The sequence below is a fragment of the Pseudolabrys sp. Root1462 genome (assembly GCF_001426945.1).
Taxonomy (GTDB): Bacteria; Pseudomonadota; Alphaproteobacteria; order Rhizobiales; family Xanthobacteraceae; genus Pseudolabrys.
Genome location: NZ_LMFS01000004.1, coordinates 298,042 through 323,531, shown reverse-complemented (window position 1 = coordinate 323,531; position 25,490 = coordinate 298,042). Strand labels below are relative to the sequence as shown.

The window sequence follows — 25,490 nt, the reverse complement described above, 5'->3', positions numbered from 1 at the left end:
GCACCCGATATCTGTACTCGGACCGCCAGCTCCGCCTGGCCGGCTAGAATTTGTTCTTCCGTGTCCTGATCTCCGCGAACACTTCGTTCGCCGGCTTGCCGGCCATGCCGATGCCGGCGGCGACTTCCGGCACGTCGGCGCGGATGAACGGGTTCTGCTTCTTCTCGGCGCCGATGGTAACCGGAATAGTGAAATGACCGCCGGCGATCTGCTTCTCGGCTTCGGCCGCACGCGACTTCAGCGCTGCGTTGCTCGGTTCGATGGTCAGCGCGAATTTGATGTTGGCGAGCGTATATTCATGACCGACATAGACCCGCGTGTCGTCCGGCAGGTCGCGCAGCTTCTGCAGCGACGACCACATCTGATCCATGGTGCCTTCGATGACGCGGCCGCAGCCGATCGAGAACAGCGTGTCGCCGACGAAGGCGATCTTGTCAGCGTGGAACCAGTAGGCGATATGGCCGAGCGTGTGGCCGGGAGTCTCGATGACATTGCTCACGAGATTGCCGACTTTGGCCTTGTCGCCTTCCTTCACCGTCTCGTCGACGCCGGGAATCTTCGCGGCTTCGGCGGCGGGGGCGACGACGCGGCACTTGTACTTGTTCTTCAGCTCCATGATGCCGTCGGTATGGTCGGCGTGATGGTGCGTGACCAGGATGTCGGTGAGCTTCCAGCCGGTGGCCTTCAGCGCGCTCTCGATCGGCGCCGCCTCGGGCGCGTCGATGGCCGCCGTCGCGCCGGTGTCCGGATCGTGGAGCAATACGCCGTAATTGTCGGAAAGGCAGCGGAACAGGCGGATTTCTGCGGGCATCATGTCCTCCGGGCGACTGGTCGCAATATTAACTCTGTCACGACGGGACGGGTCCCGAACGCTCGCTTAGTGCTTTGACATATTCGCACGCGGCCGTGAAAGGCTGTATTTTGCCGCCGCCCATCCGGGATTCGGGCGCTCCGTGGTAGTTTAGGCTCATGTCCATCGACGTCGTCGACCTGCGCAATTTCTACGGCCAGCCGCTCGGCAAGGTCGCCCGCCGTATCATCGGCCGCGGCGTGCGCGCGCAGTGGCGCGATACCTCGGGCCAGCGCGTCCTCGGCATCGGCTATACCCCGCCGTATCTCGGCCTGTTCCGCGAGGAGGCCGAGCGCTGCCTCGCCTTCATGCCGGCGGCGCAGGGCGTGTTGAAATGGCCGACAGCGCGGCCGACGCTCGCGGCCCTGGTCGAAGAAAGCGAACTGCCGCTTACCGACGGCGCGGTCGATCGCGTGCTGCTCGTCCACGCGCTGGAAATGACGAACGACCCGATGGGCCTGTTGCGCGAAGTGTGGCGCGTGATGTCGAGCGGCGGCCGGCTGCTTGCGGTGGTGCCTAATCGCCGCGGCGTCTGGGCGCGCACCGATACGACGCCGTTCGGTCATGGCCGCCCTTATTCGCGAAGCCAGATCAATCAGCTCCTGCGCGAGGCGTGGTTCTCGCCGGCGGGATGGAGCGAAGCGCTCTATGTGCCGCCGGTGTCGGGGGCCTGGTTCCTGCGCACCGCGGTCGCTTGGGAGCGCACTGGCGCCACGCTGTCGGCGCCGTTCGCCGGCGTGCACATCGTCGAAGCGACCAAGCAGGTCTATCGCGCCATTCCGGCGCAGCGCCGCGCCCGGCGCGTGCTGGTGCCGTCGCTGGAGCCGGCGCTGGCGCCGACGGCGGGCGTGTAGCGGCCAAAGAAAATGGCCGGGGTTAAGCCCCGGCCATTTGATCAGTGCACAAAGTGCCGTTGTTTATTCCGCCGGCGGTTCGTCGCCGCCCGCGGGCTGAGGCGCTGCGCCTTCGGCATTGCCGGCATTGTAGTCGGGACGCTCGCCGCGGTAACCGCCGCGATGACGACGGCGACGGCGGCCGAAGCGATCGGGACGTTCGCCCTGTTCATGACCGTTGCCGGCAGGCTGCTCGGCGCCGTTGACCGCGCCGCCGCCGGTGATGAAGGCGGGCAGGCCGACCGGCACGTCCGGTTGCGGTTGCTGCTGTGGCTGCGGCTGATGCTGCTGCACACGCGGTGAAAATTGCGTGTCACGCGGCACGTAAGGCTGACCTTGAGGCTGCGGCGCGAAACCCGGGTCCTGCGCGGCGAAAGGCTGCGAGTCGTTTTCCTCGTCGTCGTAGTTCTCGTCGGCAGCGCCTTGCGGGACACCCTGCTGCGGCGGCTGCTGTTGATTGTAATACGGGTTCTGCTGGCGGAACTGTTCCTGCGCCGCGGCGATGAGCCGGAAATAATGCTCGGCGTGCTGGAAGTAGTTCTCCGCCGCGACCGGATCCCCCGAGCCCTGCGCATCGCGCGCGAGTTGCATGTACTTCTCGGCGATATGAGACGCGGTGCCGCGGATCTTAACGTCGGGGCCGTTCGACTCGTAGACGCGCGTCAGCGGGTTCTGGCCTTTGCGGTGATTGCCACCGCCTCCACCACCGCCGCCGCCGCCGCCACCACCGCCGCCGCGACCACGCATGCGCTTCTGACCGTTTCTCATGCTCATCCTATTCGCTAGTCAAATTGCCACGTCTTGCCGCCGGTCGTTCCAGCGGCATTTCCTTCACCGACAGTCCGGTTCACTTCACTGACCGGTTGCCCAGACTCGCTCACCCGGACTTGATCACCCGGATTTGTCACCCCTGAATGAACCGGCCGATCCGGGCGCGCCCTTTTTGTCAGGGTTGTCCGCGCCGCGCCGTTTCACCACTCCCGTTCAGAGCGCCCGCACGCCCTCCGCGCGCAGCCGGACCTATCCGACGGTCCGCGCCCTCGACGACCCTCTATGCGCCGGTTGTTTATTATGGCTACAGCAACCCCAAGGCCGCGGCTTCAATCCGCAACGCCGCCAACCTTTCATTATGCGCATCTCTCATGATCAATGCAGCGACCTGGTCAGCCGAGATCCAATCAGCGATGCGCCCAACCGATGAAAACATCCGCACCCGTCGCTGTCGATTCCGATATGCCGCGCGGTTTCAGCGGGCTCATCGACTTGGTTGATCGACATCGGTTCGTCGGTGTTCCGGCGCCGCCCCACAGAACCTCTGGATCAATCAATCCGCTCCGGGTCCTTGGCGGCGCGACCTCACGGTCGATTCCGTGACCGGAAGCTAGTCGTTTCCGCGCGGCATTCCAAGCGGTTTTTTATCCGTTTTAGCTGCTCTGCAGTTCCGGGGAGGCGGTAATGGCGGCCTTCAGGACGCATTTTTAGCCGCCACGGCGGAAAGGGCCCGCGGAATTCCGGCCAGATCAAGGCGCGCCGGCGCAACCGTTAACCCTGCGCTTTGAAACAACGTCGCAACCGGCGCCTCCTGGCCGGCGCCCAACTCGACGATCAGGCGGCCGTCCGGCGCGAGCAGCCGCAGTGCCTCGCGGGCGATGGCGCGATAGAAATCGAGGCCATCGGTGCCGCCGTCTAAGGCCAGCGCCGGATCGTAGTCGCGGACCTCGGGCTGCAGGGTTTCAATCTCGCCGCGCGCGATGTACGGCGGATTGGACACCACCAGGTCGAACGGCCCGCTGATGCCATCGGCGAGATTGCAGCAGACGAATTGCGAGCGCGCCGCGAGTTTATTCTGTCGAGCGTTGGCGCGGGCCATTTCGAGCGCGCCGACACTGACATCGGTCCCGATGCCGGTCGCATGCGTGAGTTCGGACAATAGTGCCAGCAACAAGGCGCCAGTGCCGGTACCGATATCGAGAATGCGCAGCGGCCGGTCGCGCGCGCCGTCGCGCCCGATAAGATCGAGCGCGAGTTCGATCACGGTTTCGGTCTCCGGCCGCGGCACCAGAACGGCGTCGCCGACCTGAAGCGTCAGGCTCCAGAATTCCTTGCGGCCGAGAATGCGCGATACCGGTTCATGCCGAAGCCGGCGCGCGGCCAGTCCCTGAATAGCCTCGACCTCGCGTGCCTCCAGTAGTCGATCGGACTGCGACAACAAGCGCGCACGATCGAGCCGCAACGCATGGCCGAGCAGCAACCGCGTATCGGCTTCCGGAGAATCGAGGCCGGCGAGCCGAAACGCCTGCGTCATCAGCCGCTGCGCTTCCGCAACCGAGGCGTCGGTCTTCAGTCCGGGAATGATACGCATCATGGTCGTGCCGCCCAACGACGTTCCTTGCTACGCCGCGGCTTCCGCGGCGAGCAATTCGGCCTGATGCTCGGTGATCAGCGCGTCGATCAGATCGCCGATGTCGCCCTCCATCGCGGCGGGCAGCTTGTAGAGCGTCAGGTTGATGCGGTGATCGGTGATGCGCCCTTGCGGGTAATTGTAGGTGCGGATGCGCTCAGAGCGGTCGCCGGAGCCGACCTGGCTCTTGCGGTCGGCGGAGCGTTCCTTGTCCAGTTTCGAGCGCTGCTCGTCATAGAGCTTGGCGCGCAGCATCTTCAAAGCCTTCGCCTTGTTCTTGTGCTGCGAGCGTTCCTCCTGCACGAACACGATCGTGCCCGAGGGAATATGCGTGATGCGGATCGCCGACTCGGTCTTGTTGACGTGCTGGCCGCCGGCGCCCTGCGCGCGCATGGTGTCGATCTTGAGGTCGTCGTCCTTGATCTGGATGTCGACGTCTTCCACTTCGGGCAGCACCGCGACGGTCGCCGCCGAGGTGTGAACGCGGCCCTGCGTTTCCGTATCCGGCACGCGCTGAACGCGGTGCACGCCGGATTCGAATTTCATCTTCGCGAAGACGCCGCGGCCGTGCACTTCGGCGATGATTTCCTTGAAGCCGCCCTTGGCGCCTTCGCTGATGGACAGGATCTCGACGGTCCAGCCCTGGCGCGCCGCATAGCGCTCGTACATGCGGAACAGGTCGCCGGCGAACAGGGCGGCCTCGTCGCCGCCGGTGCCGGCGCGGATTTCGAGGATCGCGTCATGATCGTCCATCGCGTCCTTGGGAATGAGCGCGAGGCGAATCTTCTTCTCAAGCTCCTCGCGCTTTTCCTGCAGCGAAGGCTTCTCGGCTTCGGCCATGCGGCGCATGTCCGGATCGGTGTCCGCCATCATGGCGTCGAGATCGGCGATCTCGCCGACGATGGCGCGATATTCCTTGATCGTGTCGATGACCGGCGTCAGTTCCGAGAACTCGCGCGAGAGCTTGACGTATTCCTCGGGCTTGAGGTCGGTCGCGAGCTCGCGTTCCACCATGGCGTGGCGGTGCAGCAGCGCATCGAGGCGATGTTCGGGAATTGAAATCAAATCGGCAGGCCTTCGGATTGAGCGAATTCTTCGAGCATGGCGCGGATCGGCACGCTGCCGACCGGTTTCGCCAATGCCGGCAACAGCACGTCCGCACCCTTCTTGCAATCGAGGGCGAGCAGCATGGCCTTGATCGGGCCGACGGCGGAGGGCGTCAGCGACATCGCACGATAGCCGAGAATGGCGAGCGCCATGGCGCCCAAGGGCTGCGATGCCATCTCGCCGCACAGCGCCACCGGTTTGCCGTGCTTGGCGGCCTTGTCGGCAATGTCTTTCAGCGCGCGCAGCACGGGCGCCGAAAGCGTGTCGAAGCGCGACGACACGCGGGTATTGCCGCGGTCGGCGGCGTAGAGAAACTGCATCAGGTCGTTGGATCCGACCGAAAGAAAATCGACGCGCTCGAGCAGTTCGTCGAGCTGGAACAGCAGCGACGGCACTTCCAGCATGGCGCCGATATGCACCCGCTCCGGCAACTGGTGGCCGTGGCGGCGCAAATGGGTCAGCTCCATATCGACCAGTGCCTTCGCCTGGTCGAATTCCTCGACGGTGGCGATCATCGGGAACATCACGCGCAATTCGCGGCCGCCCGCAGCGCGCAGCAGAGCGCGAACCTGGCTGCGCAACAGGCCGGGACGGTCGAGGCCGAGGCGGATGGCGCGCCAGCCCAGCGCCGGGTTTTCCTCTTCGAAGTTGCGCATGTAAGGCAGCACCTTGTCGCCGCCGATATCGAGCGTGCGGAAGGTGACCGGCTTCTTGTCAGCGGAGTTCAGCACGGTGCGGTAGAGCGCGAGTTGTTCGGACACGCGCGGCATGGTCGGCGCCACCATGAACTGCATTTCGGTGCGGAACAGACCAATGCCGCCGGCGCCCGTTTCCGCCATGTGCGGCAGGTCGATGGTGAGGCCGGCATTCATCATCAAGCTGATGGTGCAGCCGTCCTTGGTCACGCAGGGCTTGTCGCGCAGCGCGCGGTACTGCGCCTGCCGCCGGGCACGCAGCTTGACGCGCTCGCCGTAGGCCGCCTCGATGTCCTGCGGCGGCCGCATATGCACGTGGCCGGTCGAACCGTCGACGATGATGGCGTCGCCCTGTTCGACCAGACCTGTGGCGTTTGCAATGTCGCCGACCGCCGGGATGCCCAGTGCGCGGGCCACGATCGAGACATGAGACGTCGGCCCGCCTTCTTCGAGGACGAGACCGCGCACTTTCTTGCGGTCATAGTCGAGCAGGGCGGCGGGACCCATTGAGCGGGCCACGATGATGGCGTTGTCCGGCAGCTGCTCGCGGGTCGGCGCGTGGTCCTGGCCCATCAGAACGCGCATCAGCCGATTCGACAGGTCATCGAGATCGTGCAGACGATCGCGCAGATACGGATCGGACGCGCGCAGCATACGGGCTCGCGTATCGGACTGAACGCGTTCGACGGCGGCTTCAGCAGTCAGGCCGGTGGTCACGGCTTCGCGGATCTTGTGCGCCCAACCCTGGTCGTAGGAGAACATGCGATAGGCCTCGAGCACTTCGCGATGCTCGCCGCCGTCGGCTAGGTCGCGGTGTTCGACCAGGCGATCGAGATCGGCGCGCAAAGTCGCCAGCGCCGCTTCGAGGCGCTTCAGCTCGCGCGGCACGTCGTCGGCAATGACATTGGTGATGACGACGCGCGGTTCGTGCAGCACAACGTGACCAAGCGCGATGCCATCGGACAGCGACGAGCCTTCGATGTGAATGGCGTGGCGCGCGATCGGCTCGGCGCCGGGCCTGGCGAGCGACGAGAGTTCGCCCGAGGCGATCATCTCGGCGAGCACCATCGCCGTGGTCTGCAACGCCTCTTCTTCTTCCTCGGTGTAGGTCCGCCGCGCGCGGTTCTGCACAACGAGCACGCCGAGCGTGTTGCCGGCGCGCAGGATCGGCACGCCGAGGAAGGAGTGGTAGATTTCTTCGCCGGTTTCCGGACGGAATGAATAAGCCGGGTGATTCTGCGCGTCGGACAGGTTGATCTTGGTGGCTTCGCTCGCCACCAGGCCGACCAGGCCCTCGTCGGCCTTCATCACCGTATTGTGGACCGCCTCGCGCTTGAGGCCTTCAGTGGCGTACAGCTCAAGGGTGCCGTCGACGCGCAACACGTAGACGGAGCACACCTCCGCCACCATGTTGGCGGCGATCAAAACGACCACCTTGTCGAGACGGTCCTGCGCGCTGACCGGCTCCGCCATGACCTCGCGAAGCCGTCGCAACAGCACGCGTGGGCCGCCCAGCGCGCCACGCATTGAAGAAGCCCCTTTTCAGCCGATTCCGAAGCCCGGAAGCTTCGTCTACGGCCCGATTATGCTCGAAACGCGGCCAAAAAGGCCGGCAAAGCCCTCAAAGCCGCATATGGGAGGCTATAGCCGTTGCGGATAGAGGGGGGCAAGGGAAAGGGCCTATCGAACCCGCGCCCCGTTGTTTTTCTTCACGGTCGTCTGGAAGGCCGACGGACGCGTTACGCCTTATCGAGCCCGTACAGCGTGTGCAGCGTCCGTACCGCCTGGTCGGTCTGCGAGGCCTTGATCAGCACCGAGAATTTGATCTCCGAGGTGGTGATTGCGAGGATGTTGATCTTCTGCTCGGACAGCGCCTTGAACGCCATGGCGGCGACGCCGGCGTGGCTGCGCATGCCGATGCCGATGACCGAGACCTTGGCGACGTCGGTGGCGCCGTCGAGGCGCTCGTAGCCGATCTGGGCCTTGGCCTTCTCGATGGTGACGCGGGCGCGCTCGTAGTCGGCCGAAGGCACGGTAAAGGTCAGGTCGGTGGTCGAGCCGTCCGGTGAAATGTTCTGCACGATCATGTCGACGTTGATGCTGGCGTCGGCCAGCGGTCCGAAGATCGCGGCGGCGATGCCGGGCTTGTCCTGCACGCGGCGGATCGAGATTTGCGCTTCGTCCTTGGAGAAGGCGATGCCGGTGACGGTTTGCTGTTCCATGATCTCACTCTCGTCGCAGATAAGCGTGCCAACGAACTTGGCCTTGGGGTCGATGTCTTCCGGCTTGACGAAGCTGGAGCGGACGAAGATGCGCACCTTGTGCAGCATGCCGAGCTCGATCGAGCGCACCTGCATGACCTTGGCGCCGAGCGACGCCATTTCCAGCATTTCCTCGAACGCGATCTTGTCGAGGCGGCGCGCCTTCGGCTCGACGCGCGGGTCGGTGGTGTAGACGCCGTCGACGTCGGTGTAGATGTCGCAGCGCTCTGCCCCGATAGCGGCGGCGACCGCGACCGCCGAAGTGTCGGAGCCGCCGCGACCGAGCGTGGTGATGCGGCCCGTATCTTTGTGCATGCCCTGGAAGCCGGCGATGACGGCGACCTGCTTGTGCTCCTCGAAGCGCTTGATCAGTTCGGCGCCGTTGATGTCCTTGATGCGGGCCGAGGCGTGGGCATTGTCGGTCAGGATTGGGAGCTGCCAGCCCTGCCAGGAGCGGGCGTTGACGCCCATGCCTTCCAGCACGAGCGCGAGGAGCCCGGCCGTGACCTGCTCACCGGTTGCCACCACCGCATCGTATTCCCGGGCGTCGTGCATAGGCGCGGCCTCGCGGCACCAGGCCACGAGCTGGTTGGTCACGCCGGACATGGCCGAGACGATGACGGCGACATCATAGCCGGCATCGACCTCGCGTTTGACGTGACGCGCGACGTTGCGGATGCGGTCGAGGTCGGCGACGGAGGTGCCGCCGAATTTCATGACGAGGCGAGGCATAAGCTTCCCGGACAGACGGTAGGTAACACAAGGCCGGCCCGAGGGGCGTCCCCGGCCGGCCGAAAAGGCGCGTATTCATAACGGCCGTATCATCGCGCTGCAACACGGGAAATCGGCCGAACGTCAAGCCGTTTTGGCGATTTCCGGCAGATAGCGGGCCACGGCGGTGAGGTCCTCCACGAAGCGGCCGTATTCGGCGGCCTTGACCGCGGCATCCGGCAGCCGCAGCAGATAGGAAGGGTGCGCGGTCGCGACCAAAGTGAGGCCGTCGCGGATCGTCAGCAGGCGGCCGCGCATCTCGGTGATCTTCACATCCTTGCCGATGAGCGCCTTCACGGCGGTGGCGCCGAGGGCGACGACCAGTTTCGGTTGAATGAGGGTCAGCTCGCGTTCGAGCCACCAGCGGCAGTGCTCGACCTCGCCGGCGTTCGGCTTCTGGTGAATGCGCTTCTTGCCGCGCGGCACGAATTTGAAGTGCTTCACCGCATTGGTGACATAGACCATGGGCCGGGCGATGCCGGCTTCCGCCAGCGCGCGGTCGAACATCTGGCCGGCCGGGCCGATGAAGGGCTTGCCGCCGAGGTCTTCTTGGTCGCCCGGCTGCTCGCCGACGAATACGACCGGCGCGCGTTCCGGTCCTTCCCCGAAGACGGTCTGCGTGGCGTGACCATAGAGCGGACAGCGCCGGCACGACGCCGCTTCCGCCCGCAATGCCGCCAGCGTGCCGGCAATCACGCTGACTTGCGGCGCGTCGCTGGCGAAGAACTCGCGCATGACGATGTCGCCCGACTTGTTCTTGCGCGGTTCGGTTGGCGCGGTGTCGAGCATCGCGCCGGTGCGAGCCCGCGCCGCGGCGATCATGCCGGGGATGAGCGACGTCTCCGGCAGGTTCTTCCAGTAGCGCACCGGCATTTCGCTGCGCATCATCTCCGGATTGACGCGCGCCGGATTGAAGGTCGAAGCGTAGTAGCTTCTCCACCAGTCCTCCATGGCGTCGTCCTGCGGCGCCTGCGCTTTCGGCACCGCCGGTCCGTAGCTGAGCGCATTGGTGTCCCAGTTCAGCGTGCCGTCCGGCGTCAGGATCGACCAGCGCATGTTGGCGAAGCGCTTGATGAAGAACGCCGCCGCCGCGCCGAGAATGAGATGCTGCGGTTCGAACCAGGCGATGTAGAGCTCGCCGTCGTCGTCCTCGACTTTGCGGAAACGCAAGAACGCCGTCATCTTGTGGAGGTCGCGGCGGACGGATTTTTCCATGTGCCGCAGCTTGTGAAGCAGCGGGTCGGAGTGGATCGACATCAGCTTGCGATCCTCGTGCAGAAGCCGCCACAGCAGCTCGTACAGCAGCGCAAACCGCGCCGGATCGCGGTGGCTCAACACCACCTGTGCCAGTTCGACATAAGCGCCCGGCACCGTAAATGCCGGCACTTTGCGGTCGGCGGGCGGGGTTTCGCCGAACAGATCGGCCGACTCCGCCGTTGAAAATGTCACATCACGCGGCTTGATGCGGGCGCCGATCAGAGTGCGGACATGATCGCGGAATTCGGGCAGCGACGTCTCGTTCTGGATGGTGACGCGGTACATGGGCCGCTCCCTAGAACAGCGACAACTGTTTCGGTGGTGGCGCCAGCCTGGCGCGGATCGCCGCGCTGTCGAGGTCCTGCACCGGCCGGTGATCGGGCGTGACGATGAAAGGCCGCGCCCGCTTCACCGCGCCCTTGAGCCGCGCGATGTCGTCGAGTCGCAGCGTCTTGTGCCGCCGCGTCTCGATCATGCGATCGACGGTGCGCGCGCCGAGACCCGGCACGCGCAGCAGCATCTCGCGCGGCGCGGCATTCACATCGAGCGGAAACTGCGCGCGGTTGCGCAGTGCCCAGGCGAATTTCGGATCGATCTCGAGGTCGAGCATGCCGGCGGCATCGCCGGCGAGGATCTCCGATGAGTCGAAGCCGTAGTAACGCATCAGCCAGTCGGCCTGATACAGCCGGTGCTCGCGCATCAAGGGCGGCGCCTTCAGCGGCAGCGCGCGGCTCGAATCCGGGATCGGGCTGAACGCCGAGTAATAGATGCGGCGCAGGCCGTAGCTGGCATAGAGCGCCGCGCTGGTGGTGAGGATGGTTGCGTCATTGGCGCCGTCGGCGCCGACGATCATCTGCGTGCTCTGGCCGGATGGCGAAAATCGCGGCGCCTTTCGCTCGGCCTGGACCTCGTCGATGCGCAGCTTGAGCTTCGCCATCGTGCCGCGGATCGTGGTCTGCTTCTTTTCCGGCGCGTATTGCGCAAGACCGGTCTCGGTCGGCAACTCGATATTGATCGACAGCCGGTCGGCATGGCGGCCGGCCTGCGCGATCAGTTCCTGGCTCGCTTCGGGAATGGCCTTGAGGTGGATGTAGCCGCGGAAGTGATGCTCCTCGCGCAGCCGCCGCGCCACCGCGACCAGTTGCTCCATGGTGTAGTCGGCATCGCGAATGATGCCGGAGGAGAGAAATAGGCCCTCGATGTAGTTCCTCTTGTAGAACTCCAGCGTCAGGCCGACGACCTCGTCCACGGTAAAGCGCGCTCGCCGCACATTGCTGCTGCGCCGGTTGATGCAATAGGTGCAATCGAAGATGCAGGAATTGGTCAAAAGGATTTTCAGGAGAGACACGCACCGGCCGTCCGGCGTATAGGAATGGCAGATGCCGGCGCCGGTCGTGGAGCCCATGCCCTTGCCGTTTTTCGAGTCGCGCTTCGGCGCGCCGGAGGAGGCGCAGGACGCGTCGTACTTGGCGGCGTCGGCGAGGATCTCGAGTTTGGTCTTAAGGTCCGGAGAGGCCATGTTCTCTTTTTGTTCTTTCGGCGTGGCTGTGTCAATGCGGAACTTCTGCCGTTGTTCCAAGGGGTTGATCCGATGAACATTGCCGGAAATTCGATCGATCGCGGCGAGGTCGAGCGCTTCGGCCGCATGGCGGCGCGCTGGTGGGACGAGCGCGGCCCCATGGCGCCGCTGCACAAGCTCAACCCGGTCCGCGTCGGCTATATTCGCGACCAGGTCGCCGCCCATTTCGGCCGCGATCCGCTGACGCTGGGCAGCCTCGCCGATCTGCGTATCCTCGACATCGGTTGCGGCGCCGGCATTCTATCGGAGCCGCTGGCCCGGCTTGGCGCGACGATGGTCGGCGTCGATCCGGCCGAGGAAAATATCGCGGTCGCCCGCGCCCATGCCGACGAGCAGGACCTGACGATCGACTATCGCGCCACCACTGCCGAGGCGGTGGCCGAGGGCGGCGAGACGTTCGATGTGGTCCTCGCCATGGAAGTCGTCGAGCACGTGGTCAATGTCGAGGAATTCGTCGCGACCTGCGCCTCGATGGTGAAGCCCGGTGGGCTGATGATCGCGGCGACGCTCAACCGCACACTCAAGAGTTTCGCGCTGGCGATCGTCGGCGCCGAATACGTCCTGCGCTGGCTGCCGCGCGGCACGCATCAGTGGGACAAGTTCGTCACGCCGCGCGAACTGGAACGCGCGATCGAGGCGACCGGCCTCGATGTCATCGGCGAGCGCGGCGTCATCTTCAATCCGCTTGCCGACCGCTGGCAATTGTCGTCCGACATGGATGTCAATTACATGCTGGTGGCGCGCAAGGAAGGCCAGCACGCGGTCCCCGAAAATGCCGTCGGCATTTCGGAATAGAGCCGCGCGCGAGGGGGGAGCTTCATGATTCTCGAGTTGGTCGAATTCAATTCGCCGAAAGGCGCGACGCGCGAGCAGGTTGCCGCGGATGCGCGCAGTGTCTTCGCCAAATGGCAGGGCAACAAGGACCTCGTGAGCAAGGCCTTCGTGCTCGAGCTCAACGGCAAGAGCGGCGGCGGCGTCTATGTCTGGCCGTCGGTCGAGGCTGCGCAGCGTGCGCACAATGAGGAGTGGCGCCAGAGGGTCATCAAGCGCACGGGCGCGGCGCCGACGATCCGCTATTTTGATCTGTTGGCGATGATCGATAACGCGCACGGCGAACTCAAGGAATTCCCCGAAGCGCCCGAGATGATAAAGCAGCCCGCCGCCTAAAAGTTGTTCTGACATCATGCTCTGGGCCGTCTTCACCATCATCGCCGCGGCGGCGCAGACCGCGCGCAACGCCATGCAGCGCGAACTGACGTCGACGCTCGGCACTGTCGGCGCCACGCAGGTGCGCTTCCTGTTCGGGTTTCCGTTCGCCATCCTGTTCCTGATCGGCGTCTGTGCCGTGACCGAGAGCGGGCTGCCGTCGCCGTCGCTGTCGTACTGGCCGTGGATCTTGCTCGGTGCCGGCGGGCAGATCGTCGCCACGACCTTGATGCTGGCCGCGATGAACGACCGGTCCTTCGTGGTTACCACGGCCTATATCAAGACCGAACCGGTGCAGACGGCGGTTTTCGGACTGGTATTGCTTGGCGACAAACTGACGCCGATGCTGGCGCTTGCCATCGTCATCGCCACCGCCGGCGTTGTCGTCATGGCCGTGAAGCCGGGCGCGGCACGGGTCAACGGCATCAAGCCGACGATCATGGGCATCGTCGCCGGAGGCACGTTCGGCCTGTCCGCGATCGCTTTTCGCGGGGCGATCCTGTCGCTCGGCATTCCCGAGCAGTTTGTCTTGGCGGCCACCTTCACGCTGGCAGTGAGCCTCGTCACTCAGGCTGCGGTCCTGATGATCTATTTGCTTTGGCGCCAGCCCGACGTGCTGCGGGCGATCATCAAGGCATGGCGGCCGTCAATGCTGGCCGGATTCATGGGAGCGCTGGCTTCGCAGTTCTGGTTCCTGGGCTTTGCGATTGCTTCCGCGGCGAGCGTGCGCACGCTGGCCCTGGTCGAAGTGCTGTTCGCCCAGGGCGTGTCTAAGTTCGCCTTCAAGCAGCCGACCGCGCCGCGCGAAATTCTCGGCATCGTCATGATCATTGTCGGCGTGGTGCTGCTGATCTGGGCGCATTGATCATCGCGACGCCGAGTTAGGCCTTATGGATTCGGCGCCAGCATGACGTTATTGCCGAAGTTGTTCATCTGCCCCTGGATGTCGTAGGCAAAGCCGGCTCGGTAGCCGCCATCGGGAAGGGCGGTTTTGTCGTCTCCGGCGAAGTTCAAACCAACCACCAGATCGCCTTCGTACAGAATCGCGACCGATCCCGAATCGCCTTCCGCCACCCAGGGCTTGTTTTCTTCGTGCTCGATATAGAGCGCATTGCGGATGAGCCCATTGTCGGAATGGAAGTGGGTCGCTCGGACGCGCCCGCAAGTGCTCAGCGTCGATGCACCAAATTTATAGACCTCGTCCCGGAGCTGCGCGACCGCAACGCCTTGCAGGTCACGCCGCCCCCGGTGTCGCGGATGATTGGGCACTTCATTGCGCCATCCGCGCATCGGATCGATCGTAGCAATGGCACAGTCGTTACTGGCATCGCGTATGCCGGCGACAAAGTCGCCGCAGTCGTAATTGGCCGGTGCCGGAGAGTCGGCGTTGCCGGGCTGGATGATGCGGGTGCTTTCGAAGTTGGAATAAGTGGGGTCTGCCCATTTCAGGACATGCTGGTTCGTGAGCAGGTAGTTGCCCGCGGCAATGTTGGCGCCGTTGCCATTGGTCTGAATGATGCAACCGATCGTTCCCCAGACTTCCGCCGCGCAGCGCGGCGTGACGGAGATACCGCTGAACAGGCGCTGATGGCGTGCAAACGGGTCGGTGGCGGTGAGCACAACGCCAAATTTCCGTTCCACGACATCGGTTGGGACGCCGTCCAGCGTGACCGGCACACATTGATCGGAAGGGACATCGCGACGTTTCTGCGCCACGAACACGACGATGGCCGGTGTCTTTGACGTCTTGCCGCCGGATATTTTGAGAGCAATGGCGACTGCGGTGCAGCCTCGCAGGGATAGCAGGTGCTCTTTGTGCTTCTCGAAACTCGCCTGGATGTCAGTCATGAGCTTACTCCGGGAAAATGTTGAACATTCCCCCGGAAGCGACTGCAATCCTGAATTGTTATTTCAAAAGAGTCAATCTTAAATTGTCAGACAATTTGCGCGGTGGCAGGCCCCGGTTCGGACGTTCATGACACCCCACAGTGGTGGTGAAGCGCTAATTCCGCTCGTCCGGCAGCACCGGGATTGGATGCACGTCGATGCCTTCCTCGGCGAGCTCCTTGGCGTCGTCGAGTGAGGCGACACCATAGATCGAGCGATGCTCGGTCTGGCCGTAATGCATCTTGCGGGCTTCTTCGGGAAACTTCTCGCCGACATTGTCGGCGTTCTTGACGATGTGCTCGCGCAGTTCCTTGAGCTTGCTGCGCAGCTCCTGCTCCACCGGCGACATCACCGCGACCGGCGCTTGCTGTGGCGGCACCGTGATCTCCGGCGCGGTGCCACGCTTGCGCGTGCCGGACAAGCGCGGCGCCATGATCGCCTTCTCGACCTTCGGCGAGCCGCATTGCGGACAGGCGACGAGGCCGCGCTTGGCCTGCTTGTCATAGGCAGCACTATCGGCGAACCAGCTTTCGAAGGAATGGCCTTTGTCGCACGCCAGCGTGTATTTGATCATTCGGCGCCTCGCACGAGATGCAAGTGCGCTGGCTCCGCGATCGGCTCGGCGATCTCGAAGCGGCGGCCGTGCTCCAGCGACGGCACGCGTGAACGTGCTTCGGTGATCAGCGCCGGATCGATCTCCGCCATGATCAGTCCTGGCTCGGTGCCGCCTTCGGCGAGGACGCGCCCCCATGGATCGACCACGATGGAATGGCCGAATGTCTCGCGGCCGTTCTCGTGCTTGCCGCCTTGTGCGGCGGCGATGACGAAGCAGCCGGTCTCGATGGCGCGGGCGCGCATCAGCACGTTCCAGTGCGCTTCGCCGGTCTGCCTGGTGAAGGCCGACGGAATGGCGAGCAGCGTTGCGCCGGCCTCGGCCAGCGCGCGATACAGCGCCGGGAAGCGCAGGTCGTAGCAGATGGTCATGCCGAGCCGGCCCCACGGCAGATCGGCGGTCACGGCGATCTCGCCGGGACGATAGGTGCGCGACTCGCGATAGCTCTCGCCATTCGCCAGATCGACGTCGAACATGTGGATCTTGTCGTAGCGCGCGACGATTTCGCCCTGCGGGTCGATCAGGAAGCCGCGATTGGCGGCGCGATCCGGCAGCAGCTTGATCGCCAGCGACCCGACATGAACGAACAGGCCGTGCTTCTTCGCCAACTCGCGAAAAGCGGCAAGCGACGGATCGCTCTCTTCCTCGCGAATCGTTTCAAACAGCCGGTCGCGCTTGACCTCCATGATGTTGGTCATCTCGGGAGTCTGCACGTAGTCGGCGCCGGCCGCCTTGGCCTCGGCGATCAGGCGGGCGGCGGCGTCGATGTTGGCCGCGGGCGTGACGCCCGTGCGCATCTGGATCAGGCCGGCTTTGAAGGTAGAAGGCTTCGCGCTCATGCCGTGGTTCCCTTGTCCGCGAGCAGCGCGTCGAGTTTGCCGGCGCGCTCCAGCGCATGCAGATCGTCGCTGCCGCCAACATGCGTGTCGCCGATGAAGATCTGCGGCACGGTCATGCGACCGTTGGCACGCTCGATCATGGCCTGGCGCACATTGCCGGCCGAGGCGTCGATCTCGTTATAGGCGACGCCTTTGCGCTTCAGCAGCGCCTTGGCCATGTTGCAATAGGGGCACCACTGGGTGGTATAGATATCGACCGAGGGCATGGGCTCGCTTCCGAAAATCCCGAACCTTTTCTATATGGTAGCGCGGGCGGGCGCGACAACCCGGGCAAAGACCAGCACGTCGACATGGGCCGCCCCGGCGCGCAGCAGGGCCCGGGCGCAGGTATCGACGGTCGCCCCCGAGGTCAGCACATCGTCGACCAGGATGACCCGCCGGTCCTTGAGCGTCGCCTTGCGTTCGTCCGGCACCCGGAAGGCGCCCTGCACGTTGTTGGCGCGGTCGGTCTTGGACAGGCCGATCTGTTGCGGGGTCGGGCGGATGCGGCGCAGCGTGTCGTAGAGGACGGGGACGCCGGAGACCTCGGAGATCGCTCCGGACAACGCGGCGGACTGATTGAAACGGCGGCCCCACAGGCGCCGCCAGTGCAGCGGCACCGGCACCAGGGCGTCCGCGTCGGCCAGCAGTTCCGTCCCGGCGCGCGCCATCCAGCGGCCCATCATCGGCGCCAGATCGAGGCGGTCGCCGAACTTGAAGCTGATGACCAGAGACCGCGCCACCTCGTCGTAGCGCACCGCCGCGCGGGCCCGGTCATAGGCCGGCGGATTGGCCATCGCCTCCATAGACAGGAGGCCGGGACCGGGATCGTAGATGAAGGGAATGCCGAGCCGCGCGCAGTAGGGCTTCTCGATTGGCGATAGTTTCGCCCAGCAGGCGGCGCAAAGGCCGGCGCCGTCGCCCAGCGGTTCCCGGCAGGCGGGGCAGAGCGAGGGCAGGGCCGCGTCGAGACCGATACGGAACAGGCTGCGCAATGTGCCGCCGACGCGGGCAGCTATGCCCGGCGGCCGCCGATCCTCGCTTGCCTCGACAAGCTCGTTCATGCTGGAAGGCTAGCAGATGACAACTGGCCCGACCATCTTCGACCGTACCTTGCTGCCGGTGCGGCGGCAACGCGCGCTGGCGCTTGGCCCGGCGACGTTTCTGATCGAGCGCGTCGCGGAAGAAATGGCAGAACGGCTATCGGTCGTGCTGCGCACCTTCGAGCGCGCCGCCGATCTCGACACGCCGACCGATGCGCTGCGTGACGTGCTGACTTTGGCCGGCAAGGTCGGCGCGCTGGAGCGTGCGTCGATCGTCAGCGATGACGGGCTCGAGGTCATGGTCGGCGCGCAACGCTCGCCGTTTTCCGAGGCGTCGCTCGATCTCGTCGTCTCGGCGCTGGCGCTGCAGTTCGTCAATGACCTGCCCGGCGCGCTCATCCAGGTTCGCCGCGCGCTCAAGGCGGACGGGCTTTTGCTGGCGGCGATGATCGGCGGCGACAGTCTCACCGAGTTGCGCGAGGCCTTCGCGCAGGCCGAAAGCGAAATCGAGGGCGGCCTGTCGCCGCGCGTGGCGCCGTTCGCCGACGTGCGCGATCTCGGCTCGCTGTTGCAGCGCGCGGGCTTTGCCCTCCCGGTGGTCGATTCCGATCGCATCGTCGTGCGTTACGCATCGCCGATTGCGCTGATGCGCGACCTGCGCGCCATGGCGGCCACCAACATGCTCGTCGAGCGGCGCCGCACGCCGCTGAAGCGTGCGACCTTGCAGCGCATGCTGGAAATCTATGCGCAGCGTTTCGCCGATGCCGACGGCCGCGTGCGCGCGACCTTCGAGATCGTCTGGCTCACCGGCTGGGCGCCGCACGAAAGTCAGCAGAAGCCGCTCAAGCCCGGCTCGGCGACGCGCCGACTCGCCGACGCGCTCGGCACCAAAGAGATTTCGACGGGAGAGAAACCGGGCGAGTCCTAGGCCGCGGGATGTGACGTCAGCCGAAGGCGTTGCTGATCGTTTCCCACATCGTTTTCACCGATGTGCCGAGGCTGGTGACCGTCGCGATGATGGCGGCGGCGATGCCGGCGGCGATCAGGCCGTACTCGATGGCGGTGGCGCCATCCTGATCGATGAGAAAACCGCGCAACGTTCTGTCGCTTTGTTCTTTACTCATATCCTCGCCTCCTGCGGGAAGTGCGTAACATCCGTCAGAGCAAGGCCATCAGGTGCGAAATCAGCGGGATGTCCGCCGGCGGCATTTCGTAGTCGCGCAGTCTGTTCGGTCTCACCCAGGCGAGTTGCTGCCCTTCCAGCGCGGTGACGGTGCCCTCCCAGCGCCGGCAGACATAGAGCGGCATCAGGAGATGAAAGTCCGGATAGGCGTGGCTGGCGAAGGTGAAGGGTGCGAGACAGTCCTCTTTGACGGAAATTCCGAGTTCTTCCTTGAGTTCGCGGATCAGGCTCTGCTCGGGCCGCTCGCCAGCCTCGATCTTGCCGCCGGGAAACTCCCACAGGCCTGCCATCGGCTTGCCTGCGGGACGCTGTGCGAGAAGCACGCGGCCGTCGGCATCGACGAGAGCGCAGGCGGCGACGAGAACGACTTTGATGCTCACAGCCCTACGAGCCTCACGCTAGCCAGGCCAGGTTAAGTTCCATTCAACGGCCCACTCTGCTTTTCACGCGGTGATGCAGTAGTTAACGAGGCGTTAGGAGCGGTAGTCGCCGTTGATGGCGACATATTCCTTGGTGAGGTCACAGGTCAGCACACGATCACGGCCCTTGCCCATGCCGAGCGCGACCTTGAGGAAGATCTCTGGCTTCTTCATTTCGGCCGAGACCTTGGACTCGTCGTAAGACGGATCGCGGGCGCCCTTGTGAGCGACGCGGACGCCGGCGAACCAGATCGACAGTTTGTCGCGATCGGCCGGCTCGCCGGCCTTGCCGACCGCCATGACGACGCGGCCCCAGTTGGCGTCCTCGCCGGCGATGGCGGTTTTGACGAGGGGTGAATTCGCAATCGACATCGCGATCCTCCGCGCCGACTTATCCGACACCGCGCCCTCGACGACGATCTCGACGAGCTTGCGCGCGCCTTCGCCGTCCCGCGCCACCTGTTCGGCGAGATCGGCGAGCACGTCGTGCAGCGCCTTCTTGAACGCCTTTAGTTTCGGATCGGCGGCGCGCGCGATCTTCGGACAATCCTTGGCCTGGCCGGTCGCGAACATCATCAGCGTGTCGGAGGTCGAGGTGTCGCCGTCGATGGTGACGGCGTTGAATGTCGAGCCGACGCCTTCCTTGAGCAGGGCCTGCAGCGCGGACGCGGAAATCGCCGCATCGGTGAACACGAACGACAACATCGTCGCCATGTCCGGCGCGATCATGCCGGCGCCCTTGGCAATGCCGCAAATCGTCACCTTCGTCTTCCCGATCTTCGCCGTCGCGGTGGCAACTTTCGGAAAGGTGTCGGTGGTCATGATCGCGCTGGCGGCTTCATGAAAGAACTGGCCGGACACGCTGTTGGCGAGGCCCTGCATCACCGGGGCGAACTTCGTGGCGTCGAGCGGCTCGCCGATCACGCCGGTCGAGGCGAGGAAAATCTCGTTCGGCTTGCAGCCGATCACCTTGGCGGCGGTGTCGGCGGTGAGCTTGGTCGCCTGCCGGCCCGTTCTGCCGGTGAAGGCATTGGCATTGCCGGAGTTGACCACTAGCGCGCGCGCCTTTCCCGACTTCAGATTGGCGCGGCACCACTCGACCGGCGCCGACGGGCACTTCGAGGTGGTGAACACGCCGGCGACCGTCGTGCCCGGATCGAACAGCGCCAGCAGCACGTCGGTGCGGCCCTTGTAGCGGATGCCGGCTTCGGCGGTCGCCATGCGCACGCCGGCGATCGCCGGCATGTCGGGGACGTTGGTCGGGGCGAGTGGGGAAATGGTGGTGGACATCGGTGGTCATCCAATGACTGTCGTCGCGGGGCATAGCCCGTAGAAAGACGGGCGTAAACGCCCTGATGTGCCGGGCATCCCGCGGAGGGAAGCACAGTGCCTACCTAAGCGGAATGCCCGGCACAAGGCCGGGCATGACAGACCTCGATGACAGCCTGATCAAAAAAATGCCCGGCTCTCGCCGGGCATTCCTGTCGTTGTGTCGGTGAAGGCCGTTACTGCTTCGGTGCGGCGGGCGCCGCCGGGGCGTCGGCCTTAGGCGTGTCAGATTTGGGCTCTTCGACCTTGTAGTTCTTCACGATCTTGGCGTCGGCCCGCAGCTTGGTGACGAAATCTGCCTGCGCCTTGCGGGCGACGAACTGCTCGACCTGCGGCTTGACGTCTTCGAAGGACGGCTTGGGCTTCTCGCGCTTGTCCGTCACCTTGATGACGTGCCAGCCGAACTGTGTCTTCACCGGGCCGGAGATCTTGCCCTTGTCGAGCGCGAAGGCGACGTTGGCGAATTCGGGCACCATCTGGTCCTTGGTGAAGTAGCCGAGATCGCCGCCCTTGCCCTTGCCCGACGGGTCCTCGGTCACTTCGTCGGCGACCTTGGCAAAATCCTCGCCCTTGTTGAGCCGCGCGATCACCGCCTTGATCTTGTCTTCGGCGGCGGCGCTCGCCTTGTCATCGCCAGCGGGGACGCGGATCAGGATGTGGCTGGCCTTGACCTCTTCCTCGGCGGGCAGCTTGGCGACGGCGTCATCAAAGACCTTATGCATGGCGGCGTCGGTCGAGGCTTCCTTGGCCACCTGTGCGAGCAGGGCTTCCATCAGGAGCTTCTTGCGCGCGAATTCGAGCTTGCGCTTGAAGGTCTCGTCATTCGAGACCTTCTTGTCCTCGGCGGCCTTGGTGATCAGGATCGCGTCGGCCATGAACTGGACCAGGTAGTCCTTCTTGGCGTCTTCCGACATCGGCGGCAGCTGGCCGGCTTCCTCCTCGGCGACGGCGAGGTCGCTCTGGTGGATCGGGGTGCCGTTGACGGTGGCCACAACCGGATCCTTGGCGTCCTGCGCCTGAAGCGACGCGGTCGCGGCCAAAGTCAGCGCCAGCGCGCCGAAGGCAAGGCCGGCCCAGCGCGACACGGTCAGGCCGATTACCGGCGCACCGGCGTTATTCGGGTTCGTCATCTGTTTGTCCCTGGAAAACGTCGTCCGCCTGTCAAGCGGCGAACGCGTCCTTGTCACCTAACAACCATGGCTTTGCAATGGCCGACGCCAGGAACCCAGGCCGCGCGCAGGCGTTCTCAATGCCGTCACAAACGGGGGCGCCGGGCGGGTTAAGGCCAACCTGGCGCACCAATTGACATTGATTTGACCCCCTCCTATCTCTCCCATGACCTTGGCTTGTGGCGCCTAACCCCGCGATTTTGGCGCTGAATTTGCCCTAAAGTGCCCAATTCCGGAGCGCCGGCAGCAAAATCCGGTCGTTGCGGCGTGTTAAAGCGCCCCGGCCAGTAATCAGGAGCTTCACCGATGATCGGCGCCGTCGCCCGCAAGCTGTTCGGCTCAGCCAATGAAAGGCGGATCCGCAGCTATCAGCCGCGGGTCAAGGCCATCAATGCGCTGGAGCCAGAGGTCGCCGCGCTGTCCGACGAGGCGCTGAAAGCGCGCACCGCCGAGTTCAAGAAGCAGCTCGCCGACGGCAAGACGCTCGACGACATCCTGGTGCCGGCTTTCGCCACCGTGCGCGAAGCGGCCAAGCGCGTGCTTGGCCAGCGCCACTTCGACGTCCAGCTCATCGGCGGCATGATCCTGCACGAAGGCAAGATCGCCGAGATGAAGACCGGCGAAGGCAAGACCCTGGTCGCCACCGCGCCGGTTTATCTCAACGCGCTCACCGGCCGCGGCGTCCACGTCGTCACCGTCAACGACTACCTCGCCAAGCGCGACGCCGAATGGATGAACAAGGTCTATTCGTTCCTCGGCCTGACCACCGGCATCATCGTTCACGGCCTCGACGACGCGCAACGCAAGCAGGCCTATGACTGCGACGTCACCTACGCGACGAATAACGAACTCGGCTTCGATTATCTGCGCGACAACATGAAGTATCGTCCCGAGGACATGGTCCAGCGCGACCACGTCTTCGCCATCGTCGACGAAGTCGACTCGATCCTGGTGGACGAAGCGCGCACGCCGCTGATCATTTCCGGTCCGCTCGACGACCGCTCCGAGTTCTACAACACGATCGACAGCTACATCCCGGCGCTCGACAAGTCCGACTACGAAGTGGACGAGAAGCAGCGCACCGTCACGCTGACCGAAGCCGGCATGGAAAAGCTCGAGCAGCGCTTGCGCGCCGCCGGCGAGCTGAAAGGTGAATCGCTGTACGACGTTGAGAACGTCTCCGTCGTTCATCACGTCAATCAGGCGCTGCGCGCCCACAAGCTGTTCCAGCGCGACAAGGATTACATCGTCCGCAACGACGAAGTCGTCATCATCGACGAATTCACCGGCCGCATGATGCCGGGACGCCGCTATTCGGAAGGCCTGCATCAGGCCCTCGAAGCGAAAGAGCACGTGGCGATCCAGCCGGAAAACCAGACGCTCGCCTCGATCACGTTCCAGAACTACTTCCGCATGTACGAGAAGCTCGCCGGCATGACCGGTACGGCGCTGACGGAAGCCGACGAGTTCATGGATATCTACAGCCTCGAAGTGCTCGAAGTGCCCACCAACATGCCGCTGGCGCGCATCGACGATCATGACGAGGTCTATCGCTCGCAGATCGAGAAGTATCGCGCCATCATCGCGCTGATCGAGGATTGCAAGAAGCGCGGTCAGCCGGTGCTGGTCGGCACGACTTCGATCGAGAAATCCGAGCAGCTCGCCGATATGTTGCGCGAGCAGGGTTGGGAATCGCACGACTTCTCCGATCCGAACGCCTTTGCCGCGCTCTACACGGGCGACGAAGGCGCGACGAAGAAGAAGGTCTTCGCCATCCTCAACGCTCGCTATCACGAGCAGGAAGCCTTCATCGTCAGCCAGGCCGGCGTGCCAGGCGCCATCACCATCGCGACCAACATGGCCGGCCGCGGCACCGACATTCAGCTCGGCGGCAACGCCGACATGCGCATCCGCCAGGAAGTCACCGAGATCGAGGATCCGGACGAACGCGACAAGAGCCCGCACGCGGCGCAGATTCGCGAGCAGGTCGCCAGGCTGAAGGAAAAGGCGCTGGCCGCCGGCGGTCTGTTCGTGCTCGGCACCGAGCGGCATGAAAGCCGCCGCATCGACAATCAGTTGCGCGGCCGCTCCGGCCGTCAGGGCGACCCGGGCCACTCCAAGTTCTTCCTGTCGCTCGACGACGATCTGATGCGCATCTTCGGCTCCGACCGGCTCGACGGCATGCTGACCAAGCTCGGTCTCAAGGAGAACGAGGCGATCGTTCACCCGTGGATCAACAAGGCGCTGGAAAAGGCGCAGCAGAAGGTCGAGGCGCGCAACTTCGACATCCGCAAGAACTTGCTGAAATACGACGACGTGATGAACGATCAGCGCAAGGTGATCTTCGAGCAACGGCTCGACCTGATGCGCGACGATCACACCGAAGACACCGTGGCCGACATGCGCCACACGGTGATCGACGATCTCGTCGCCAAGCACATTCCGGAGAATGCCTATCCCGAGCAGTGGGACGTCGATGGTCTGCACGAAGCGGTGTCGCAGGTGCTGACCCTCGACCTGCCGGTCAGGGAGTGGGCCAAGGAAGAAGGCATTGCTGACGAAGAGGTGAAGGAGCGCATCAAGCGCAGCGCCGACGAGTTCATGGCGGCCAAGGTCGCCAAATGGGGTCCCGACGTGATGCGTTACGTCGAGAAGTCGATCCTGCTGCAGTCGCTCGATCATCTGTGGCGCGAGCATCTCGTGATGCTCGAGCACCTGCGCCAGGTCGTCGGCCTGCGCGGTTATGCGCAGCGCGATCCGCTCAATGAATACAAGGCCGAAGCCTTCGCACTGTTCGAAGCAATGGTGGCCAATCTGCGCGAGGCGGTGACGGCGCAGTTGATGCGTGTCGAAGTCGTGGCGCCGCCCGCCGAGGAAGAGCAGCAGCTGCCTTACATGGAAGCGCACCACGTCGATGCCACCACGGGCAGCGACGAGTTTGGCGCGCAGCCGCTGACCGGTACGGCGTCGCTCGCCATGGGCGACACCGCGGTTGTCGAAGCCGCGGCCCGCGATCCAAAGAATCCGGCGACCTGGGGCAAGGTGGGACGCAACGAACTGTGCCCCTGCGGCTCGGGCAAGAAATACAAGCACTGCCACGGCCAGTACGCATAAGCGCGTCGCATCGTTGATGGCTCAGGCCGGGACGTTCAAGTCCCGGCCTTTTTCATGCGCCTGTGGCCGACCTACGGAAATGTCCGCGGCACCAGGCTCTGCTGAAACCAGCAGACGAAATTGTAGATCGAGAACACCGGCAGTCCGGTGACGCGGCGGATATCGGCGGCGTACGGGATCATGTTGGTGCACTCGAGCACGATGGCGCCGAGATCCGGGTGCGCCTTGTGAAAGGCGACCGCCGCATCGACATTGTCCTGCCGCGCCGCTTCGACGTCGAGCTCGAACTCGTTGCCGAGAATGGCGCGGGTGAATTCGCGGCCGCCTTCGGTGCTGCCGATTGGCGTACCTTTCGGCACGCGCGCCTTCTGCAAATGTGCCGGCGTCAGCGTCGAAGCGGAAATGGTGAGAACGCCGGCGCGCTTGCCCTGCGGCAGCAGCCGGTTGACGAACTCAACCTGCATCAGCGACGAGGTCGCCACCGGAATGTTAACCGCGTCGGCGAGCTCCTGCTGAAACAGCGACAGGAAGCCGCAGTTCGTCGTGATGCCATCGACGCCGTGCCGGGCGAGATCGCACGCCGCGTCGATGAACGCATCGAGCAGCCCCGGCGCACCCTTGCGCACCACGGCATCGGGCGTTGCGTTTTGCACGACGCGATACTGCACCGGGAAGGGCCAGGTCGTGGCATTGCCCATGTCGCCCGGAATGCGCGGAAACCGCGCGTCGAGCATCAGAATGCCGACGGATGCTCCGTAGACTGACTTCCCACCGGTGACACGCATGGCCTGCCCTGAGCTTGCTGCACGAGATTGGTCCCGGCGCGGCTCGCGCA

24 protein-coding genes are annotated in these 25,490 nt (G+C 64.6%); 6 read left to right on the top strand and 18 right to left on the bottom strand.

All coding sequences use genetic code 11. The features are described 5' to 3' along the window. Positions 1 to 43 precede the first annotated feature (43 nt). Positions 44 to 811 (bottom strand): hydroxyacylglutathione hydrolase, encoded by a 768-nt coding sequence (gene gloB / locus ASD45_RS22385; protein WP_056914005.1) that lies wholly within the window; start codon positions 809 to 811, stop codon positions 44 to 46. A gap of 164 nt (positions 812 to 975) precedes the next feature. On the opposite strand from gloB, the gene ASD45_RS22380 reads away from it, so the two are divergent. Further along, positions 976 to 1,704 carry a class I SAM-dependent methyltransferase gene (locus ASD45_RS22380; RefSeq protein ID WP_056914004.1) on the top strand — a complete coding sequence of 243 codons (729 nt, stop codon included), beginning with the start codon at positions 976 to 978 and terminating at the stop codon, positions 1,702 to 1,704. 63 nt (positions 1,705 to 1,767) lie between these two features. On the opposite strand, the gene ASD45_RS22375 is transcribed toward ASD45_RS22380, so the two are convergent. The 7 genes from ASD45_RS22375 to ASD45_RS22345 form a co-directional block, all read right to left on the bottom strand. After that, the gene (locus tag ASD45_RS22375; protein WP_082541138.1) at positions 1,768 to 2,511 is read right to left on the bottom strand and encodes a DUF4167 domain-containing protein; all 744 of its coding nucleotides are present in this window, start codon (positions 2,509 to 2,511) and stop codon (positions 1,768 to 1,770) included. Between the two features lie 697 nt (positions 2,512 to 3,208). Then, positions 3,209 to 4,108, bottom strand: a complete 900-nt coding sequence (prmC, locus tag ASD45_RS22370; protein WP_244485621.1) for a peptide chain release factor N(5)-glutamine methyltransferase — start codon at positions 4,106 to 4,108, stop codon at positions 3,209 to 3,211. A 27-nt stretch (positions 4,109 to 4,135) separates the two neighbouring features. After that, positions 4,136 to 5,209, bottom strand: a complete 1,074-nt coding sequence (gene prfA, locus ASD45_RS22365) for a peptide chain release factor 1 (protein ID WP_056913905.1) — start codon at positions 5,207 to 5,209, stop codon at positions 4,136 to 4,138. Then, on the bottom strand, positions 5,206 to 7,473 hold the full coding sequence (gene ptsP / locus ASD45_RS22360) for a phosphoenolpyruvate--protein phosphotransferase (RefSeq protein ID WP_056913904.1): 2,268 nt from the start codon (positions 7,471 to 7,473) through the stop codon (positions 5,206 to 5,208). The genes prfA and ptsP overlap by 4 nt, the downstream gene beginning before the upstream one ends. Positions 7,474 to 7,685: 212 nt before the next feature. Further along, positions 7,686 to 8,939: an aspartate kinase gene (locus ASD45_RS22355; RefSeq protein ID WP_056913903.1), complete on the bottom strand. Its 1,254-nt coding sequence runs from the start codon at positions 8,937 to 8,939 to the stop codon at positions 7,686 to 7,688. Between the two features lie 123 nt (positions 8,940 to 9,062). Next, the gene (locus ASD45_RS22350; protein WP_056913902.1) at positions 9,063 to 10,520 is read right to left on the bottom strand and encodes a UdgX family uracil-DNA binding protein; all 1,458 of its coding nucleotides are present in this window, start codon (positions 10,518 to 10,520) and stop codon (positions 9,063 to 9,065) included. A gap of 10 nt (positions 10,521 to 10,530) precedes the next feature. Continuing rightward, the gene (locus ASD45_RS22345) at positions 10,531 to 11,754 is read right to left on the bottom strand and encodes a putative DNA modification/repair radical SAM protein (protein ID WP_056914002.1); all 1,224 of its coding nucleotides are present in this window, start codon (positions 11,752 to 11,754) and stop codon (positions 10,531 to 10,533) included. Positions 11,755 to 11,826: 72 nt separating this feature from the next. Here ASD45_RS22345 and ubiG point away from each other — a divergent pair, with 72 nt between their 5' ends. Genes ubiG through ASD45_RS22330 form a run of 3 tightly spaced genes read left to right on the top strand, consistent with a single transcriptional unit; the run spans position 11,827 to position 13,885 of the window. Next, complete coding sequence (gene ubiG, locus ASD45_RS22340) at positions 11,827 to 12,609, top strand: bifunctional 2-polyprenyl-6-hydroxyphenol methylase/3-demethylubiquinol 3-O-methyltransferase UbiG (RefSeq protein WP_056913901.1); 783 nt, start codon at positions 11,827 to 11,829, stop codon at positions 12,607 to 12,609. A 24-nt stretch (positions 12,610 to 12,633) separates the two neighbouring features. Continuing rightward, positions 12,634 to 12,981, top strand: a complete 348-nt coding sequence (locus ASD45_RS22335; RefSeq protein ID WP_056913900.1) for a hypothetical protein — start codon at positions 12,634 to 12,636, stop codon at positions 12,979 to 12,981. 16 nt (positions 12,982 to 12,997) lie between these two features. Beyond that, the gene (locus ASD45_RS22330; protein WP_056913899.1) at positions 12,998 to 13,885 is read left to right on the top strand and encodes a DMT family transporter; all 888 of its coding nucleotides are present in this window, start codon (positions 12,998 to 13,000) and stop codon (positions 13,883 to 13,885) included. A 23-nt stretch (positions 13,886 to 13,908) separates the two neighbouring features. Here the strand turns inward: ASD45_RS22330 and ASD45_RS22325 are convergent, their stop codons facing one another. From ASD45_RS22325 to ASD45_RS22305, 5 genes are all read right to left on the bottom strand, one after another. Then, the gene (locus ASD45_RS22325; protein WP_056913898.1) at positions 13,909 to 14,868 is read right to left on the bottom strand and encodes a hypothetical protein; all 960 of its coding nucleotides are present in this window, start codon (positions 14,866 to 14,868) and stop codon (positions 13,909 to 13,911) included. 154 nt (positions 14,869 to 15,022) lie between these two features. Continuing rightward, positions 15,023 to 15,481: a DUF1178 family protein gene (locus tag ASD45_RS22320; RefSeq protein WP_056913897.1), complete on the bottom strand. Its 459-nt coding sequence runs from the start codon at positions 15,479 to 15,481 to the stop codon at positions 15,023 to 15,025. After that, entirely contained in the window at positions 15,478 to 16,359 is an 882-nt protein-coding gene (locus tag ASD45_RS22315) for a carbon-nitrogen hydrolase family protein (protein WP_056913896.1), read from the bottom strand. Before ASD45_RS22315 ends, ASD45_RS22320 begins: the two co-directional genes overlap by 4 nt. Next, positions 16,356 to 16,625: a glutaredoxin 3 gene (grxC, locus tag ASD45_RS22310; RefSeq protein ID WP_056913895.1), complete on the bottom strand. Its 270-nt coding sequence runs from the start codon at positions 16,623 to 16,625 to the stop codon at positions 16,356 to 16,358. The genes ASD45_RS22315 and grxC overlap by 4 nt, the downstream gene beginning before the upstream one ends. A gap of 30 nt (positions 16,626 to 16,655) precedes the next feature. Continuing rightward, on the bottom strand, positions 16,656 to 17,462 hold the full coding sequence (locus ASD45_RS22305; RefSeq protein ID WP_082541122.1) for a ComF family protein: 807 nt from the start codon (positions 17,460 to 17,462) through the stop codon (positions 16,656 to 16,658). Between the two features lie 16 nt (positions 17,463 to 17,478). On the opposite strand from ASD45_RS22305, the gene ASD45_RS22300 reads away from it, so the two are divergent. After that, complete coding sequence (locus ASD45_RS22300; RefSeq protein ID WP_056913894.1) at positions 17,479 to 18,369, top strand: methyltransferase domain-containing protein; 891 nt, start codon at positions 17,479 to 17,481, stop codon at positions 18,367 to 18,369. Between the two features lie 16 nt (positions 18,370 to 18,385). On the opposite strand, the gene ASD45_RS22295 is transcribed toward ASD45_RS22300, so the two are convergent. The 4 genes from ASD45_RS22295 to ASD45_RS22280 form a co-directional block, all read right to left on the bottom strand. Continuing rightward, positions 18,386 to 18,565 (bottom strand): Flp family type IVb pilin, encoded by a 180-nt coding sequence (locus ASD45_RS22295; RefSeq protein WP_056913893.1) that lies wholly within the window; start codon positions 18,563 to 18,565, stop codon positions 18,386 to 18,388. 34 nt (positions 18,566 to 18,599) lie between these two features. Continuing rightward, complete coding sequence (gene mutT, locus ASD45_RS22290; RefSeq protein WP_056914000.1) at positions 18,600 to 18,998, bottom strand: 8-oxo-dGTP diphosphatase MutT; 399 nt, start codon at positions 18,996 to 18,998, stop codon at positions 18,600 to 18,602. A 99-nt stretch (positions 18,999 to 19,097) separates the two neighbouring features. Continuing rightward, entirely contained in the window at positions 19,098 to 20,333 is a 1,236-nt protein-coding gene (argJ, locus tag ASD45_RS22285) for a bifunctional glutamate N-acetyltransferase/amino-acid acetyltransferase ArgJ (RefSeq protein ID WP_056913892.1), read from the bottom strand. 215 nt (positions 20,334 to 20,548) lie between these two features. Beyond that, positions 20,549 to 21,502, bottom strand: a complete 954-nt coding sequence (locus ASD45_RS22280; protein WP_056913891.1) for a peptidylprolyl isomerase — start codon at positions 21,500 to 21,502, stop codon at positions 20,549 to 20,551. Between the two features lie 345 nt (positions 21,503 to 21,847). Here ASD45_RS22280 and secA point away from each other — a divergent pair, with 345 nt between their 5' ends. Further along, the gene (gene secA, locus ASD45_RS22275) at positions 21,848 to 24,655 is read left to right on the top strand and encodes a preprotein translocase subunit SecA (RefSeq protein WP_056913890.1); all 2,808 of its coding nucleotides are present in this window, start codon (positions 21,848 to 21,850) and stop codon (positions 24,653 to 24,655) included. Between the two features lie 71 nt (positions 24,656 to 24,726). Here the strand turns inward: secA and ASD45_RS22270 are convergent, their stop codons facing one another. Then, a complete protein-coding gene (locus ASD45_RS22270; protein WP_056913889.1) occupies positions 24,727 to 25,440 on the bottom strand; it encodes an aspartate/glutamate racemase family protein in 714 nt (237 codons plus the stop codon). Between the last annotated feature and the right edge of the window lie 50 nt (positions 25,441 to 25,490).